At 43.7% G+C, this 16,956-nt stretch carries 14 protein-coding genes and 1 other RNA gene; 7 read left to right on the forward strand and 8 right to left on the reverse strand.

The features are described 5' to 3' along the window. Positions 1-41: 41 nt before the first annotated feature. The 5 genes from QZT80_RS13565 (at position 42) to QZT80_RS26730 (ending at position 5,992) form a co-directional block, all read left to right on the forward strand. Positions 42-815, forward strand: coding sequence for a metallophosphoesterase family protein (locus QZT80_RS13565; protein ID WP_295122627.1), 774 nt, complete (start codon positions 42-44; stop codon positions 813-815). Between the two features lie 846 nt (positions 816-1,661). Beyond that, positions 1,662-2,630, forward strand: coding sequence for a hypothetical protein (locus tag QZT80_RS13570; RefSeq protein WP_295122630.1), 969 nt, complete (start codon positions 1,662-1,664; stop codon positions 2,628-2,630). Between the two features lie 419 nt (positions 2,631-3,049). Beyond that, a complete protein-coding gene (locus tag QZT80_RS13575; protein ID WP_295122633.1) occupies positions 3,050-4,594 on the forward strand; it encodes an HNH endonuclease signature motif containing protein in 1,545 nt (514 codons plus the stop codon). A gap of 64 nt (positions 4,595-4,658) precedes the next feature. Continuing rightward, positions 4,659-5,729: a HEPN/Toprim-associated domain-containing protein gene (locus QZT80_RS13580; RefSeq protein WP_295122636.1), complete on the forward strand. Its 1,071-nt coding sequence runs from the start codon at positions 4,659-4,661 to the stop codon at positions 5,727-5,729. Between the two features lie 50 nt (positions 5,730-5,779). Then, the gene (locus tag QZT80_RS26730) at positions 5,780-5,992 is read left to right on the forward strand and encodes a hypothetical protein (protein ID WP_367112869.1); all 213 of its coding nucleotides are present in this window, start codon (positions 5,780-5,782) and stop codon (positions 5,990-5,992) included. 32 nt (positions 5,993-6,024) lie between these two features. On the opposite strand, the gene QZT80_RS13585 is transcribed toward QZT80_RS26730, so the two are convergent. Together QZT80_RS13585 and QZT80_RS13590 are read right to left on the reverse strand one after the other, a co-directional pair. Next, positions 6,025-6,297, reverse strand: a complete 273-nt coding sequence (locus QZT80_RS13585) for a hypothetical protein (RefSeq protein ID WP_295122639.1) — start codon at positions 6,295-6,297, stop codon at positions 6,025-6,027. A gap of 81 nt (positions 6,298-6,378) precedes the next feature. After that, positions 6,379-7,788, reverse strand: coding sequence for a hypothetical protein (locus tag QZT80_RS13590; protein ID WP_295122642.1), 1,410 nt, complete (start codon positions 7,786-7,788; stop codon positions 6,379-6,381). A 195-nt stretch (positions 7,789-7,983) separates the two neighbouring features. Here QZT80_RS13590 and QZT80_RS13595 point away from each other — a divergent pair, with 195 nt between their 5' ends. Continuing rightward, positions 7,984-9,645 carry a recombinase family protein gene (locus QZT80_RS13595; RefSeq protein ID WP_295122645.1) on the forward strand — a complete coding sequence of 554 codons (1,662 nt, stop codon included), beginning with the start codon at positions 7,984-7,986 and terminating at the stop codon, positions 9,643-9,645. Positions 9,646-9,951: 306 nt separating this feature from the next. Here QZT80_RS13595 and ssrA read toward each other — a convergent pair. From ssrA to QZT80_RS13620, 5 genes are all read right to left on the reverse strand, one after another. Then, positions 9,952-10,323: a transfer-messenger RNA gene (gene ssrA / locus QZT80_RS13600) on the reverse strand. Positions 10,324-10,508: 185 nt separating this feature from the next. After that, positions 10,509-11,459 carry an alpha/beta fold hydrolase gene (locus QZT80_RS13605; protein ID WP_295122648.1) on the reverse strand — a complete coding sequence of 317 codons (951 nt, stop codon included), beginning with the start codon at positions 11,457-11,459 and terminating at the stop codon, positions 10,509-10,511. 139 nt (positions 11,460-11,598) lie between these two features. Further along, positions 11,599-11,934 (reverse strand): hypothetical protein, encoded by a 336-nt coding sequence (locus tag QZT80_RS13610; protein ID WP_295122650.1) that lies wholly within the window; start codon positions 11,932-11,934, stop codon positions 11,599-11,601. Between the two features lie 289 nt (positions 11,935-12,223). After that, a complete protein-coding gene (locus QZT80_RS13615) occupies positions 12,224-12,565 on the reverse strand; it encodes a HopJ type III effector protein (RefSeq protein WP_295122654.1) in 342 nt (113 codons plus the stop codon). A 129-nt stretch (positions 12,566-12,694) separates the two neighbouring features. Continuing rightward, positions 12,695-13,093, reverse strand: a complete 399-nt coding sequence (locus QZT80_RS13620) for a hypothetical protein (protein ID WP_295122657.1) — start codon at positions 13,091-13,093, stop codon at positions 12,695-12,697. A 149-nt stretch (positions 13,094-13,242) separates the two neighbouring features. Here QZT80_RS13620 and QZT80_RS13625 point away from each other — a divergent pair, with 149 nt between their 5' ends. Then, complete coding sequence (locus tag QZT80_RS13625; RefSeq protein ID WP_295122660.1) at positions 13,243-15,636, forward strand: ABC transporter permease; 2,394 nt, start codon at positions 13,243-13,245, stop codon at positions 15,634-15,636. 43 nt (positions 15,637-15,679) lie between these two features. Here QZT80_RS13625 and QZT80_RS13630 read toward each other — a convergent pair. Beyond that, positions 15,680-16,956, reverse strand: a 1,277-nt coding sequence (locus QZT80_RS13630) for an ATP-binding cassette domain-containing protein (RefSeq protein ID WP_295122663.1), incomplete at its 5' end; no start/stop codon positions are given.

A 16,956-nucleotide genomic window follows, 5' to 3' on the forward strand; every position in this document is an offset into this window, starting at 1 on the left:
GCGTAACAAATATTATCCTTCATCACTAACTAAAATATAAAATGAAAATCGCATTATTCTCCGACATCCATGCCAACCTTCCGGCACTGGAAGCATTCTTTAACGATGTAGACAGCCGGAAGCCGGACATGATCTATTGCCTCGGCGATCTTGTGGGTTACAACATCTGGCCCAATGAAGTAATTGATGAAGTCCGTAAACGCAACATTCCGACCATTGCCGGGAACTATGATTTTGGTATAGGCCGGATGAGTGATGAATGCGGCTGCGCTTATAAGACCGATACAGAGAAGGATATGGGAAAAATATCAATTTCCTATACCAACAGTCTTGTAAAGCAGGAACAAAGGGCTTACCTGCGCACGCTCCCTGCTCACATCAGGGTAGAGTTCCAGCTGAATGAAGATAAGCTGAACCTGCTGCTGGTACACGGCAGCCCCCGTAAAATTAATGAATACCTGTTTGAAGACCGGGAGGAAAAAAGTATGGTCCGCATTATGGAACAGGCTGATGCCGACATCATGTGCTTTGGTCATACCCATAAGCCCTACCACCGCATACTAAACGCTGGTGTAGATGGTAACGATCATTTCCGCCATGCGATCAATATCGGCTCTGTTGGGAAACCTAAAGACGGCAACCCAAAAGGCGGTTACGTAATGCTCAGCATTAATGACAATAGTGGCATCACTAATAAGGATAGTATCCAGGTTGAGTTCGTCCGTTTTGATTATGATATCGAAAAAGCTGCAAAGGCGGTTGAGGAAAGTCCATTGCCTAATGAATATGCAGACATGCTGCGTAGAGGGTTTTAAAACTTCACTATGAATTTTCAAATTTGCATCCTGCCTTGTCTTATAATTACTTATCAAACATTAAGTTAGACTTGCTTTTTATCAATAAAAAAGGGGAAATCCGTTAAGATTTCCCCTCGGGTGGAGTCGGCGGGGTTAATGTCGAAACCTTAGTTCCTATATTACAACTGCTTATGAAAATAAACGACAATAAATCTGCTAGTATTACACCGAGCCTAAGATGGAGATCAAGGCCAGTATAAACAATCTGCAAATAACGTTCGGTGCCCGCTGCAAACCCCGTTGGTCCTATTCTTTATTCAATGGAGTTCACTTTGTGCTGGCAGTATCATCCTGTGACCAACAAGGGTATTTGGAGTCAGATGTCGATTTTTTTTGTCGGTGAACTTATACTATCTGCTATATCCTTATATTAGCAAAAAATAATAAAATATGTGGCCAAGAGATAGATATTCCGGCCCCGGAGGCGGACTTTACACAGGTCCTGGCGGGGGGCTTTACACGGGTCCAGGTGGAGGTGCGTATACGGGGCCTGGTGGGGGGATGTATACCGGCCCCGGCGGAGGTATGTATACTGGCCCGGGCGGTGGATTATATACGGGCCCTGGCGGGGGACTTTATACCGGCCCGGGAGGAGGACTGTACACTGGGCCTGGAGGAGGACTGTATACTGGCCCTGGAGGAGGATTGTACACTGGCCCCGGTGGCGGTCGATACTCGGGGCCTACCGACAAGCCCTACAGCAGTAATCAACCACCAAGACGCGCTTTACTGGAATATTTGCAAGCAAATAGGTTAACTAGTCTATTGCAACTTCTTGAGCGTTCTGGATTCTAAACTTAGTATATGAGGGAATTTGGCCTTATTCTAATTTTTTCGCTTTCTTTCATGAGCTTATTCGGCCAGCAAACTGAAAAGCTTCGCATTAGTAGCGGACAACTCCAAATAGCTAATCAACGTTTGTCTCGTGACGTCGATAGCCTAACACGTAAATTGGCTGAAAACGAAAAACGTTTAGCTAAGAAAATTGAAGACGCCTCACAAACAATGGAATACCTTAATTCTGTCGTTAATTCATTTGGTCAGATTTTTACAGTTTTAGGAATATTTATTGGTATAGTTTCTCTAGCTCTACCGATAGTAATGTACCAGTTTGGCATAAAGCCTTCCAGGCTTGCCCTACAGGAGTTGGAAGACAATATTGATAGGAGATTAGCGATGTCGTTAAGTGACGTCCGTCAACGGGAAATTGATGCGGCCATCGAGAATCTTGAGCTAGGAAATACCGAACTCCGAAATCGAGCAATATCATATTTAAGCTTAACACAATACGGTGGCTATTCTGATCAACAACTGTTTAGATTATATTCACTTTTGAAGAAACAGCACAACCAACCTAATATAAAGTCGCAAATTGCTTACATTCTTTCCACTAAGAAAAGTGAATACGCGGACGATCTATTTTCAGGGGAGATTTTGCTGAAAGACCCCGCAATAAAACAAATGGCATTTCTTTATTTTACAAACACAGGGTTTAAAAATTACAAGAAACAGCTAGTTCTAGTCCTAAAGACAACTGATTCTGGCAGTGAATTTTTAACATTTGCATACAATTTGGCTCAGCATTCCCACAGCGAACTCTTGGAACTATTACATGATGAAGAGTTAGTGAATTTAGCAAGTGACGTTCACGGTGACGATTTATTTCGAAACTTTGAAAGTCTAGTCGCAACTTACAACGTTGACAGACCAGCTTATGAAAAAACCTACTTCTATACAAAGCTGAATAAAAATAATTCGCCAGCAGATATTTAAAGCTCTGTGAAATCACCTTTATTCTACTTTGTTAGACACGTTCCTAATTAAACTGTATATGGCGTGCTTAAGTTGCCGTCACCGTCAATTCCTTTTCCCGCGGACAAGGAGAAGTACTTATCGCCATACAGGACTGAATTTTAAACGATAGTAATGACGTAATACTTCTATTGCATCACCCTGTTAAGCTATTATCAGTCTAAGTTGCATTAATTATATTTGCACTGAAGCCTTCGTACATTATGATTCAATTACTTACAATAGTGATATGTTCCCTCGTTTAACTCTTTGCGAACGGCTGTCTAACTTGTTAGCAAGCATCCCAATAATCGGTTCGGCTACCCACTTTGTGTTCATTAACATGTTTTTGCCAGGTACGAATTTTAGCATAATTTGGTGTTATACTATTTTAATTGCATATGGCAAAAATTTATCTCGATGCCTTACTTCCCAGGGAAGACTTTGATTTTAACGAAAATTTGAATGGTTCAAAAAAAAAGGAATCGTTTTCAATTTCCGATCTTAGGGAAAGTGACTTTTTCTATTCTACGCTAAGGAAGCCAGACTTTCAAAGAGAAACAAACGAATGGGGAAGCGATAAAATTTGTGAGTTGGTTAAAAGCTTCTTGAATGAAGAGTTGATTCCCGCTGTTATTCTCTGGCAAAGTAAAGGAGGAAATATTTTTGTTATAGATGGGTCCCACCGTGTAAGCTCATTAATAGCCTGGATTAACGACGATTATGGCGATGGGCAAATTACTAAAATGGCATTTGATGGGCTTATACCAGATGAACAAATCGAACTTGCAAAAAAGACAAGAAAACTGATCGAAAAGGAAATTGGAGCTTATGCAGACTACGCTTTAGGACTTAAGCATCCTGAGAAAGTACGTCCTGAGATCGCTCAGAAGGCACGACGATTAGGTTCGATTGCCGTACAGTTGCAGTGGGTTGAGGGTGATGCGGCGAGTGCAGAGGCTTCCTTTTTTAAAATTAACCAACATGCGTCGAAAATTGATCCTACGGAATTAAAGTTAATTCAGTCAAGGAAACTTGCTGGCGGAATTGCTTCGAGAGCGATAATTAAAGCAGGTAAAGGCCATCAATATTGGAACAAATTTACGGATGAAAACATCATGGAGATTGTTTCTTTATCAAAAGAAGTAAACGAACTTCTTTTCTTACCCAAGATGACTACTCCCATTAAAACTCTTGATTTACCTATAGGAGGAAAAGGATATTCAAACCAAAGCGCGCTACTCATATTTGAATTCGTAAACTTGGTTAACAAGGTAGGAACAAAAGCAGTCCCTGAAGACTATGATGGGGCGTTGACGGTAGAGTACCTTAAGTGTTGTAGAAAGATCGTGCGCTTAATTAATGCTAACCATATTTCATCACTAGGACTGCATCCTGCAGTATATTTTTACTCAAAGACAGGGAAACACAAAACAGCGTCTTTTTTCGCAGTAACAGACTTTTTGATTGAGTTAGACAATAAAAAGGCTTTAACAAAATTTACAAAAATCCGGGATGCGTTCGAGGATATGCTAATCGAGTACGATTTTCTGATTCAGCAAATAGTACGACAATATAGAGGTGCAAGCCCCGCAATGCACCACATCAAATCTTTTTATGAAAATTTAATGAAGCAGTTGAGCACAAATAGCAAAGATAAAGTTGCCGCAATAAAAGCAGTCATGGCCGTTGATAACTTCAAATTTTTAAAACTTAATGAGGAAGATGAAAATGTCACGGCCTCCAGGTTTTCGGATGAAACTAAGTCTTCCGCTTTTATAATTGAAGCCCTAGATAATGCTTTAAGATGCAAAATATGTGGTGCTAGAATTCATGCAAATTCGATTTCAATTGATCATAAAATTAGAAAGGAAGACGGAGGAAAAGGTAATCTTGCAAATGCGCAACTCACACATCCATATTGCAATTCAGGAGTAAAAAACTGAAAGTATGTACATTCAGCGTACATGCTCACTAAAGGTACGGGCAAATCTACTGTAAAACAAGTCTATGGGACATTATTCTACCCTGAACATCGGAACTGCATCTCTGCATTGGAAGTATAAAATCCCTAATTATTTAGCATTTCTATTCGATCAAGGAAATTTATATTTCACAATTCCAAGTGAGGAATCAGAAGATGATGAGATGGATCAGTCCGATGGTATTGGATTTAAAACAACGGTCAAGGATGCATTAGAAAAATTAAATGAGTTGGGATTTGACTGGAATTTGATGACAAGAACATACTGTCATTTTTATGAAGATCTAAAGTTATCACTTTTAGAATATATAGGCGAGGATCTTATCGAGGATGGAGCTGATCCTTCAAGTATAAATATTGATGAACTCTTTGCTAATTATTTAACCGGCTACGGGCAACTTTCAAGAGAGGAGGAATTAAAAGACTTTGTTCAATTTATCTTCCCCCTACTGTGGGCCTCCCAGGGCGAGGAAGACGCCCTCGTTAAATCAATTGACGGAAAAACATATAGTGTTGAAAAAAGCAATGTCAGTTACACTTCCTCAACATTCCTATACGACCCTTGGGATTTTTTGTATAGCCGACGTCTTAAGTTCCCTCCATGGGTGGTTATGATAGCGAACTTATTTGATTATGATTACAGGGAAGACTATTCAGAAATTATTTCCATGTTGCAGATCAAACTTTTGCTCGAAGCCAGCCATCCAGAAGATTCTGTGGTACTTGATCTAGAAGATATTATCGAAGATACTTCCGACATTGAAGAATTTCATATTGAGTCGGCAAAGGCTATAGTTGATAAAATAGAGCTTTATAATGCTTTTTTTCAATCTGTAATAAATAAGTCTAACCTCGTAAAAGAAACTTATTTTAAAAAGGAACTTCTGTCTGAGCTTCAGAGGGTTGAAGGGATAGTCAAGACGCAGGAAAAAGGAAGAGCTTTGGAAATGCTCATTGCTGCCATATTTGACTCAGCAGATGGATTAACAATTCAAAAAAAGAACATCAATACCGGTAACCAGGAGATTGATATTTTGATCAAAAACAACGTTAATAGACCATTTTGGACATCATTAGGTAGCCCATTTTTTTTGTAGAGTGTAAAAATTGGATAGGGAAAGCAGGCGCAAAAGAAATAAGAGATTTTATCGGGAAACTGAGAAGTCATAAGAAGTTTGGAACGCTAGGATTCTTTATTTCCCTCAGCGGATTCACTTCGCCGGTTAAAACGGAGATTAAATTGGCGAATGCAGACGGTCTGCTTTTAGTCCCGATATCAAAAAAGGAACTTATGGTGTTGGCAAATTCAAAAATGTCGACCTTGGAATGGTTGGAATCGTTGATAGGAACGATGCATTAAAGTGTCACTTGGTCTGTCATTAAATTACATGATCAATTCGACCGGATATTGGGCGCGCTGAGTATGCCAGATGACGATAGGGAGCCCTCCCATGTGGCCATTTTTATGTTTTCAGCGTCCAGCGGCAAGCTAGAGCTAATCCCGACCCGCAGGGGCTGTTTGATCATGGCAAGGAGCAGCAGGACTAGGGCAAGGATTAGAGCCGCCGTCAAGAACATTTGTCGGTTTTCTGGGCCGGATAGACCTTCTGATTCAAACCGAAAGAACAATATATTGATTTTCAATTTTTTAGTTTGCTTATTCATGTGTTACAATGTTTATAATGCAAACTTAGCTAGTGATTTGCCTCGATGGAACAAGTAGTAGCCGTAGTATTACTTTAGTATTTACAGTGGCGTAGTTGGTCGTTTATTGAAGTTTGTCCGGACTTGCCTTTCCCCCCAGTTCTCAAAGTGATCGGTGAGCAGCGCAATGTATTTATGCCTACACTGCCCATTTGATTCCCACTGTCGCACGCTGCTTTCATAGAACTGGTAAAATAGATAAATGATTAACTGCGTTTCTCCTCTCCTGAAATTTATGGACTGCACCGGCAGCCCCTTTTGTCCACCGAAAGCACGGGCAATGAAAACATCCAGCTGATCGGATGTCAAAAACGGTTTCCCATTACTGCTTTTCCGTTCCGTTAAGAGCTTGAAATGCTTGGTAGCATTATCAATGGGCATTTTTTCGCAAAAGACGTTTACCTCAAATGGTTTGGGCGCTGGAACTTCCTTTACCTGCGTAACAGGAGCCTGCTGCAGGGCGGCTATAAGCAATTCAAGGAAATGGCGTTCCCCCTCAAACCAAGTCTTTAGCATTCGGTCGTACCCGGCTCGTTCATCAGTAAAATCCCGCCTCAGTTGTTTTAACTCTCTTTCTCGGTCATGAATAATAACTTCCATCCTTTTTTCCTCAGGGTCGGTAAGCAGTCCTTTTTTTTGAAAGACTGCTGCGTTGATTTCAACCAACAGCATATTGGTGGTATCTAAGAGGTATTCGATTAATTTTTTGGTGGATATAATTTTGCCCCTGGCCATGCCAGAATATCGATTTACCGTAATCTCCTTTTCGAGAATTGGTAGCCGATTGGCAAAGTACGGTTGAAGGTGCGAAAAATAAGACATTGAGAAAGGAAAAATCCCCAGCCATTTCTCGTATGTTGCGATCAGCCTTAATGGGTCAGGGGGGGGCTTCTTTTTCTTATCGTTCGCCAAAGGTTCAATTATGGACAGTAGCTTTGTCCTTTTTTTATCTGGTATTTCGCTGTGATGATTAAATAGACCTGTTAGTTGTTGATGATAAGTACCAACAGCTAGCGGACCACCAACCCGTCTGGGCATGTGGCCAAAGCTGAAATCAGCATACTCGATAAAGTCGGAAATGTCCTCAAACCATTCCTTCGAGTTGATTTTTTTCAGCACTAGGTATTCCGTCTGCATGTATGTGGTTATTGTCTTTTGGACAATCCCGGCGTATTGGTCTTTTGAAAATCCCGCCATCTCAGATAGTCGGATATGATTTTCGCAGCAGTTGGGGAAGCGTTTCCAAAATTCCTCCATCCCGGTCACTAATCCCGTATGAAAATTGCAACAGTCTGGAAAGCCCGGAGGCAATTCAAATCCTTCCAGTACAGTCTCTGCAAATGACATCATCATATCTTCGCCATCCACATGGGTAATTTTGGTGTCGCCGCACTGCAATTTTTCCGCCAGGGAAGCAGCAGTCTTGGGATTGATTATTCCTATCTGATGCATTCAGCAATTTACACATTTTAATGACTTGAAAGGCCAATGCCTTGACTTCGGTGAAAAGGCAATAGGAAACAATATCTAATCGGTTGAGCAGTCATGTTAATCCCGCCACAGATGCGGGCGGATCAGAGTATCTTTTCGTTATTGTCATGTATTATTATGCGATTTCGTAACTTTATGTTGCAAATTAGTCTTCGCATGAAAGCCGTAGCAGATTTGTACATCCGTGTCAGCACGGAAGAACAAAAAATGACTGGTTTCTCTCAACGTTACCAGGAGGAAATTCTAAAAGTTTATTGCTCCATACACTCCATTAGCATAGAACACATCGTCCTCGAAGATTATTCTGCAAAATCATTTAACCGCCCCGCCTGGCGGGAGCTTTTCGCCGCCTATCGTGATCACAAGTGGGACATACCGCGATTACTGTTAGTTACGAAATGGGATAGATTTAGCCGCAACACTACAGACGCCTACGAGATGTTGCGTAAGCTTACCAAGTTTGGCGTAGAAGTGCGTGCAATAGAACAGCCCGTTGATATGTCCATTCCTGAAAATAAAATGATGTTGGCTTTCTTTCTGGCAGTTCCGGAGGTGGAGAACGCACGCAGATCGCTGGAAATTCAAAAGGGACGAAACCGTGGCATTACTGAGGGGAAATGGATGGGCCTTGCGCCTTATGGATATGAAAATAAAATGGATATAAACGGAGTGAAGTCTATAGAGCCAATCGAAATGCAGGCGCGAATCATGCGATTGGCATTTCAGGAGTTATCAGGAGGGCTTCGTACAGTTAAAGATGTTTTTATAATGGTGGTCGAATATGGCTTTGATAAAAGCATAAATTGTTTCTGGAATGCAATAAGGAATCCGGTTTATTGTGGTAAAATACCTGTACGCCGGGAGGGCAAAGTGAGCGTAGTACAGGGACAGCACCAGGCAATTATACCCGAAACATTGTTTTTAAAAGTGCAGGGAATACTTGGACGTAAAAAAGTAGCTGCACGAAATATCCGAAATGATGATATGATGCCATTAAGAGGGTTGCTGCTTTGCCCAGTATGCCAGCGGGTGATGACAGGTAGTGGCTCAACCGGTAAACGGAAGACAGTTTACCATTATTATCATTGCCGGTCGCGCTGCCATGTCAGATTTAGAGTGCAGGACGTGCATGAGCAATTTGAGCTCTTTTTGCAGCGTTTATATCCAAACATCTATTTTGAACAGTATTACTTACAGGTTGAACAGAAGTGGCTCGACCACTTCGCAGAACAACGGCTTCATGCTCATGCTAATGCACTCAGAAAAGTCGAAGTTTTTAAACAAAGGTTATCCAGGCTGAATCGGCTTTTATTAGATGGGGCCATTGAGCCTGTGCATTATAAGGAGCTTAGATATGACTGTAGCGCGCAGATCGAAATACTTCAGGATGCAGCGAAACTGGCTCAGGCAAATCTGGAGGAAGTGACGCTGCTTCGTAAACATCGTTTATCTGGCATTACACAGCTTGGGAAACTCTATTCTACTTGGGGACCTCGACAAAAAAGAGAGTTGGTTTCATATTTTTTTCCTTTTGGTATAATTTATAGCGCAAGTTGCTTCACCCTCAATAATATAACAGAGTGCTTAAGGATAATTTTTGAAGAGTATACACCCCCGTTTAAAGATAGTAACGAACAAGAAGCCGAAAACTATGACAATTTGTTTGGCGGAGACTCTAAAAACAACACCATTCTACGTGAGCTAATAAGGGAAATTATCGATGCGGATAGACGGATAACGGTGAAGCAAGCAAGAGAGATCGCTAAGTTCTTTTCCCGTCTCGCCGAATTAACATTGTCTTTAGAAAATGTTCCATAGTTTTTTCAATTACGCATCTCGAATTTTGGATCATGATAGAGGGCTCGAGACAAAATTATTCATTTTGTAAGGTGTTCGAATCCAGTATGTTTAAGGTGTTCGATCGCCCCCTCGTCTATACCGGCCGACCGCCCATATATAATAATTTTGAATTTGTAAAATCCGGTTGTGATCATTTGCCTTAAAAGAAGTGTAACAGCACGAATATATGTTAATCAATGAATTGCCTGGTAATTTCCTTGACGTAAGGGCAAAAAAAATATCTATCTAGTTAATAGATAGATATTTTAAATTAATAATATTTCTCGGTGGAGCTGGCGGGAGTCGAACCCGCGTCCAAACACATCCTCCAAAAGCTTTCTACATGTTTATTTCTGCATTGCTTTGTCGGGACTAAGCAGGGGCAAAACAAACCAACCCAGTCCGTATCCGTTTAGTTTTTCATTACACACTCACAGAAACCATGTGTACCTATCCCTCTATGGTTTGATTCGGCGGCTGGAGGCGTAGTGGGCAGCATCTCCGGCGGCTATAATGGGTGCGCTAATTTAATTAGGCAGCCATGGCGTAGTTAGATTCGCCATTTGAAGTTTGGGTATTCAGATTTACGTGCTAATTATCCAACGCACGACATGCTTACACTTTCAAAGACCTATGCTGTCAAAACCGGTCAGCCCCGGTGTAAATGCAAAGATACTTAAGATTTACGATAGTTGAAACTGTTTTTGCAGCCACGACTGTCATAACGCCCCTACTCTACCGTGAAATGTCTGAATGGAAATGAGAACAGGCTATGCTTACCTTGTAATGGGATTGATTTATTCCCTTTCAGAATTCAAAAATAAATCTGTAATAGAAGTCGCCTACCTGTCCAACAACTCCCTAATCAACGCCACCGTCTTCACCGGCTCCTCGATAATCGACACATGCCCACTTTTCTCAAACAACTCAAACCGCGCCTGCGGACAATATTTCCTGTATTGGACCGTCATCCAGGGCACGGCTACGCGGTCGTAACGGCCGGCGATAATGAGTATGGGCATCTTCAGGTCTTTCAGCTGCCTGCGGTAGTCAAATGCGCCTAAATCGCCGGTCACTTTAAAATCTCCGTCTTTGCCTACCATCTGGTAGTACAAAGCCATATTTCTTTTATTGGGATAAGGAACACGGGGATAGTTAATCAGCGTTTCGGGATTGTAACCGTATAAAAACCACGAAGGTACCCGGCTATAAACGGCGCGGTGGATGGAGTCAATGGAACGGAAGCCCTGCTTTCTCACCAATAACAGGCTGTCCCACACTTCGGGATAGCTGATACGGATTTGCCTGTTGCAATTGTCACAGTTCTCCTGCCACATCACGTTGCTGTGAAACGGACTGGAAAGAATTAGCCGGCTAACATGCTGCGGATATTTAATAGCGTACCCCTGTGCCACCACTGAGCCGTACGAATGCCCCAGCACGTTTATTTTGTCCAGCTTCATCGCCTTCCTCAGTTCCTCCACATCGTCGATATCACGGGCCAGGGTATATTCTTTTACGTTCAGTGCGGTGTCTGATTTACCCCTGCCAAAACTATCGAAGTATACGAGGCGGCAATTTTTGTATAGTGAGTCGAAGGCCCGCATACCTACATGCGCCCCGCCCGGACCACCAGCTATTAAAAACAGTGGTTCACCGGCACCAAAACTTACCGTCCATAATTTGGCCCCGTTTACCGTATAATAAACGCCATCTTTTTCGCTGTTGGGAAGCGCCTGGCTAAAACAATTACTCGTAAAAAGAAGAACGGTGGCAAGTAACAACCATTTCATAAACAAAGGATTTGGGGGTGTAGGCTAAAGGTAATCCTGCAAATCCAAAGAACCTACTAAAGACATAATTATTACCCCATCTGCATCCGGGTTAATATAAAACCGGAGAAAGCCGCTGGTAACCTATCCTCTTTTGTGTCTAGTAAGTGATATTATAAGTAGTGCCCATTACCTGGCTGGTTTCATAGTTCCACCATTGTACAACTATAGTATAAGCACTTTGCGATGGGAAAGTATACCAACCAAGATTGGGTACAGATTCATACCAGTAGCGGGGATAAGGTACGTTCGAAAAGTAAATGATTTGGGTAATGTAGCCGCTGCTACTGGTTAATGTAATATTGTTACTGGCGTCTATAGAAGCGGTACTATAGCCGGGAGCTTCGCCAATCATTAAGGTGATGGTAGCTGCTTTAAGCGACATGCTTACGCTGCAGAAAAGCACTACTAAAGATGCGATGATCATTTTTTTCATAATTCCGATTTGTTTTAACGTGTTAGTGAAATATATGGGCTTTCTCCGGCATGGAGCGAGGATCAACTTTTGGGAACACAGGGCCAACGCACATTTGCAGAAGCAAGATAGGCCATGAAGGATGGGGAGTGTGAATACTATTTTATCCGCCTTTAACGGGAATTATACCGGTTAACGAATTTAAACTCTCTCGCGGATGATGAGAATGCTGTATAAAAGTCCCTGTCACTAAAACAAAAAAAAAGAGGCTACTCATGTAGCCCCTTCCTTTTATCGCTCTTGGAAAAATTTACTTCGCCTTCAGCGCCTCTCCTTCAAACGCTATACCCTGCCAGCCATTAGCTATAAACTGCCTGATGTTCTGGTGGTCCGCCGCGTCGGGCGTACTCAGTACCGCCTGGTAATGCTCCGCAAACAGGAACAGGGTATCTTCCTGGCTCAAATTATTTAACCGCGCAAACGTAAACACCTTCGCGCTGCCCTGGTTCTGAGTAGCCTCGTTGTACGCCTCACCATTCCTGAAAGCAGTGGGTGTATGCTCATACCTGCTTTCTATAAATTCAATCACTTCTTTAAATGTAAGTGACTTGTCTTTTAATTGTCCGATCAATGCTGTTACTTGTTCTTTCATCCCGAATATTATTTAACAGTTCAAAAATATACATTTGTTAAATAACATCATACAAATCCCATACGCTGCCTGCCTTTGCAGCCTCCTTCAACAGATGGCGGACCTCGTTGAGGAGCCTGCCATCCTTATTTAGTGGGTAGCGTATACCAGGTCTAACAAAGAAAACAGTTCAGCAGGATCTATCTCCGTGGCGTGCCAGTTTACACATCCTTTTAATTCTTTTAATTCAATAGCATATTCCGCACTCCACCAGTCCTTCACAAGAACAACTTCCTTTTTTTCATATTGATCCAATCCACCGGGTGTATATTCATCGCCTATAAAAATCAGAGGAAAGTTACGCCCGCAAAAGAATACCTGGTTGCCATCGCTGTTCATTACATTGATCCAGGCATCGCCTTCGTCGTTGGAGGAGTATTCAAGTTGGTTTTCGGTGACGAGGGTGTCGATGAAGTGGAGCCAGGCGGCTGGCTGATAATCATTCGCAGTATAGGCACAGGCGGTATTAATCGTTTCGGTCAGGTTCATGGTGAAATTTTTTCAAGTTAGAGAATTAATTACTTCTCATTCTTTCTAAAAATGCGCTTATTTTTTTTGCGACCCAAATCAGAAAGACAAACCCGGTAATTGCCAGCGCCGAAGGAGCAACATCTACTCTCCCTAATTTAAAACTTTTTATGGAAATTGACTTTCATCGCATCTTACCATCCAACACCACGTCTATGCTAAAAAACTACCTCAAAATAGCCTTCCGCGGGCTCTGGAAAGACCGGCGTTTTACCCTGCTAAACCTCCTCGGCCTCTCCGCAGGCCTTAGTTGCGCCCTGCTCATCGTGTTATGGGTAAACGACGAAGTGACTACCGACCGTTTCCATCAACCGCATCTGTACCAGGTAATGGAGCACCGTAAACATGAAAAGGGTATCCAAACGTCATCTTCCATGCCTGCCGTGCTAGACGAACAGCTGGAGGCCAACTTCCCCGGCGTAGTCCGGGCGGTAACCATTACGCCACCTGACTGGTTTACGGAAATGACCTTAACTACCGGCAATGATCATATTAAAAGCGCAGGCCTGTTTGCGGGCAGTAACTACTTCTCTGTATTCTCCTATCCCCTGTTAAAAGGCAATGCCGCCCGGGTACTGGCCGATAAAAACAGTGTGGTGATCTCCGAACAATTAGCCCGGACACTGTTCAAAAATGCCGATAACGCCATAGGTCGTACGGTGGAATGGAAGTTCGATCAGCTATCCAAACAGGCAGTGGTAACGGGCGTATTCGCCCCGCTCTCCCACTCTTCGGTACAATTCGATTTCGTACTGCATTTCGATATCTTCAGGGAGATCATGAACCTTCGCGATTTCGGCCCCGATGGACCGTTCTATACTTACCTGGTATTGCAGCCGGGTATTGTGGAAGATAAATTCAACAGGCAGCTCAGCAGCTTTATGACGGAGAAAAGCCAGGCCGAACGTACCATCTTCCTTAAGCCTTATGCCGACAACTACCTCTATGGCCAGTACGAACAGGGGAAACAATCCGGAGGCCGCATCTGGTATGTACAACTCTTTAGCCTGATTGCCATTTTTATTATACTGATGGCCTGCATCAACTTCATGAACATGTATACCGCCAGGGCCGCTTTACGAATGAAGGAGATGGGTATCCGTAAAGCTATTGGCGCCAGTCGTGGTACACTTATATTACAATACCTGGGCGAGGCCATGCTGATTACCATATTGTCGCTTGTGGTAGCCTCGGTATTAGTAGCACTGCTGCTTCCACAATTCAACGCGATTACAGGCAAATCGTTATCCATTCAATTTAGCCCGGTGCTTATCTTTTCGGTGATCGGGATCACTTTATTTACCGGTCTGCTGGCGGGCAGCTATCCTGCCTTCTACCTGTCGGGTTTTAACCCGGTAGCGGTACTTAAAGGCCGTTTACATGGTAATACAGGCGAACTATGGACGCGAAAAGGGCTGGTCGTATTCCAGTTCTGTATGTCTGTATCGTTCATCATTGCCACACTGGTGGTGTATAAACAGGTGGGATATATACAATCGCGCAACACAGGGTACGATAAGGACAACGTGATCTATTTCACCTCCGAAGGCCGCGTATCTGCTAATATGCCTTCTTTTTTAGCTGCGCTGAAACGATTGCCCGGCGTGGCAAACGCTTCGGCTATGGTAGGCAACCTACAGGGCGCACCTACTGCTCCCCGGCAATACAGCATCGACGGCAAAGAGGGTGAGATAATAGCGCGCCCGCTGCTGGCGCAGGAAGGCCTGATAGAAACGCTGGGCATTGAGATGACTGCCGGCCGCCCTTTCTCCAAAGACTTTACTACCGATGCCGACAAGCTGATATTTAATGAGGCGGCCATAGAGGCCATGGGCATACAAAACCCGGTAGGAAAAGTCATCACGTTCAACGGCACACAAAGGGAAATCATTGGCATCACAAAGAACTTCCATTTCCAGTCGCTGCACGAAGCGGTGAAGCCGCTGTTCTTCCGTTTAGACTCGCAAACGGGCACCATCATGGTCAGACTAAAAGAGGGGCAGGAGAAGCAAACGGTGGCTGCGATAGCTGCTTTTTACAAGCAATACAATCCTGGCTTTGCATTCGAATCTAAATTCCTTGATGAAACTTACCAGGCACAGTATACGGCGGAAAAAAGAACAGCGTCCCTGTCGGCCTGGTTCGCCGTACTCGCTGTTATCATTTCCTGCCTTGGCCTGTTCGGACTCGCCGCTTTCACGGCAGAACGCCGGCGTAAGGAAATTGGCATCCGGAAGGTAATGGGCGCTACGGTAAACAACGTGGTAATAATGATGGGCATGGATTTAATGAAACATATCGCCATCGCCATTGTACTCGCTATTCCTTTATCATGCTGGCTCATGAGCAGCTGGCTGGGCACTTTCGCCTATCATATCAGCCTTGGCCCCGATGTATTTTTAATAGCGGGTGGATTGATGGTGATACTGACTGTGGCCACCATCAGCGTACAAACGATAAAAGCGGCAATAGCAAATCCTGTTAAGAGTTTAAAAGCGGAATAAGTGCTTACATAAAAAAGGCAGTTCGCGGGGAACTGCCTTTTTACTATTCCGCTAATTGTACTTCTTCTGTTACCCCCGCTTCCTGTAAAAACCCTGTATCATGCGAAATAACTATCAACGTTCCTTTATACCCGGCAAATATCTTCGCCAGCATTTGAATGTTCGTTAAATCGAGATTGTTTACCGGTTCATCCAGAAAGATGATATCGGGCGTGCGGTCCTGAAGCACCATACAACACAGGGCCAGCCTTAAGGTTTCACCTCCGCTTAATACGGCGCAAGGTTTATCCCAGCTGCCGGGTAAAAACAGGAAGTTAGCCAGCAATGTGTGTACCATCGGCATTTCCAGTTTGGCGTCATTAAACGCTACAGCCTGTTCCAGCACAGTCTTGTTTCTGTCTACGAGGCTATAGTCCTGGTCGAGCAGCAACGTATTACAGGGTGCCAGTTGAATGCTGCCTTGTGTGGGGACGATATTGCCCTGCAGCAGGTTAAACAACGTTGTTTTCCCGCTGCCATTGCCGCCTGATACGTACAGGCGGTCGCCGCTGCGAATGGTGAGCGTTAAGGGCTCAGACCATAACACATGACCGGGCTGGTAACTAAAATTAATCTCCGTAGCCTGCACCAGTACCTTGCCCTGTGGCATAGGCGATTGACCAAAGTAACCTTTCATGATACGCTGCACCTGCGCCATAGCTGCTGCTTCCTGCAGGTTGGCCCGCAGTTCGCTCACTTTGGCTTTATGCACCTCTTTCAGTTTCGATGTACTTACCTCTGCTGCGTTCTTCCGCGAATTCAGCAGTATCTTAGGACCACCGCTTTTTGCAGCGCTCTTCTTCGCCTGCGAGTCGGCCCGCTGCTTTCGTTCCATCGCCTGCTGCTGTTTTTGCCTGGCCTCTTTAAGGGCTTTTTCATGATGCGATAACTGGTGTTCTGCGGCCAATGCTTCCGATTGTTTCTGTGTTTCGTACAAATCGTAATTGCCGCCACACACTTTGATCCCATCTGGCTGTAACTCCCAGATTGGTTCGCATACACGTAACAATTGCCGGTCGTGGCTGGTAAGCAGCAACGTACATTTCGTATGTTCCATCCAGTCGTACAGTTGCGTGCGGGCTTTGCGGTCGAGGTGGTTAGTGGGCTCGTCCAGCAGCACCACCGCCGGATTAAAAATGCCTATCCCCGAAAGAAAAAGCCGGGTCTTCATGCCTCCGCTTAACTGCCGTAAGGGTTGATCTAAAGTAATACCTGCAATACCCCATTTCGCGAAAGCCTCTTCGCAACGGGCAGCGATGTCCCAGTTGTTCTCCAGCAGAT

Source organism: uncultured Chitinophaga sp. (genome assembly GCF_902168175.1).
Classification (GTDB): domain Bacteria; phylum Bacteroidota; class Bacteroidia; order Chitinophagales; family Chitinophagaceae; genus Chitinophaga.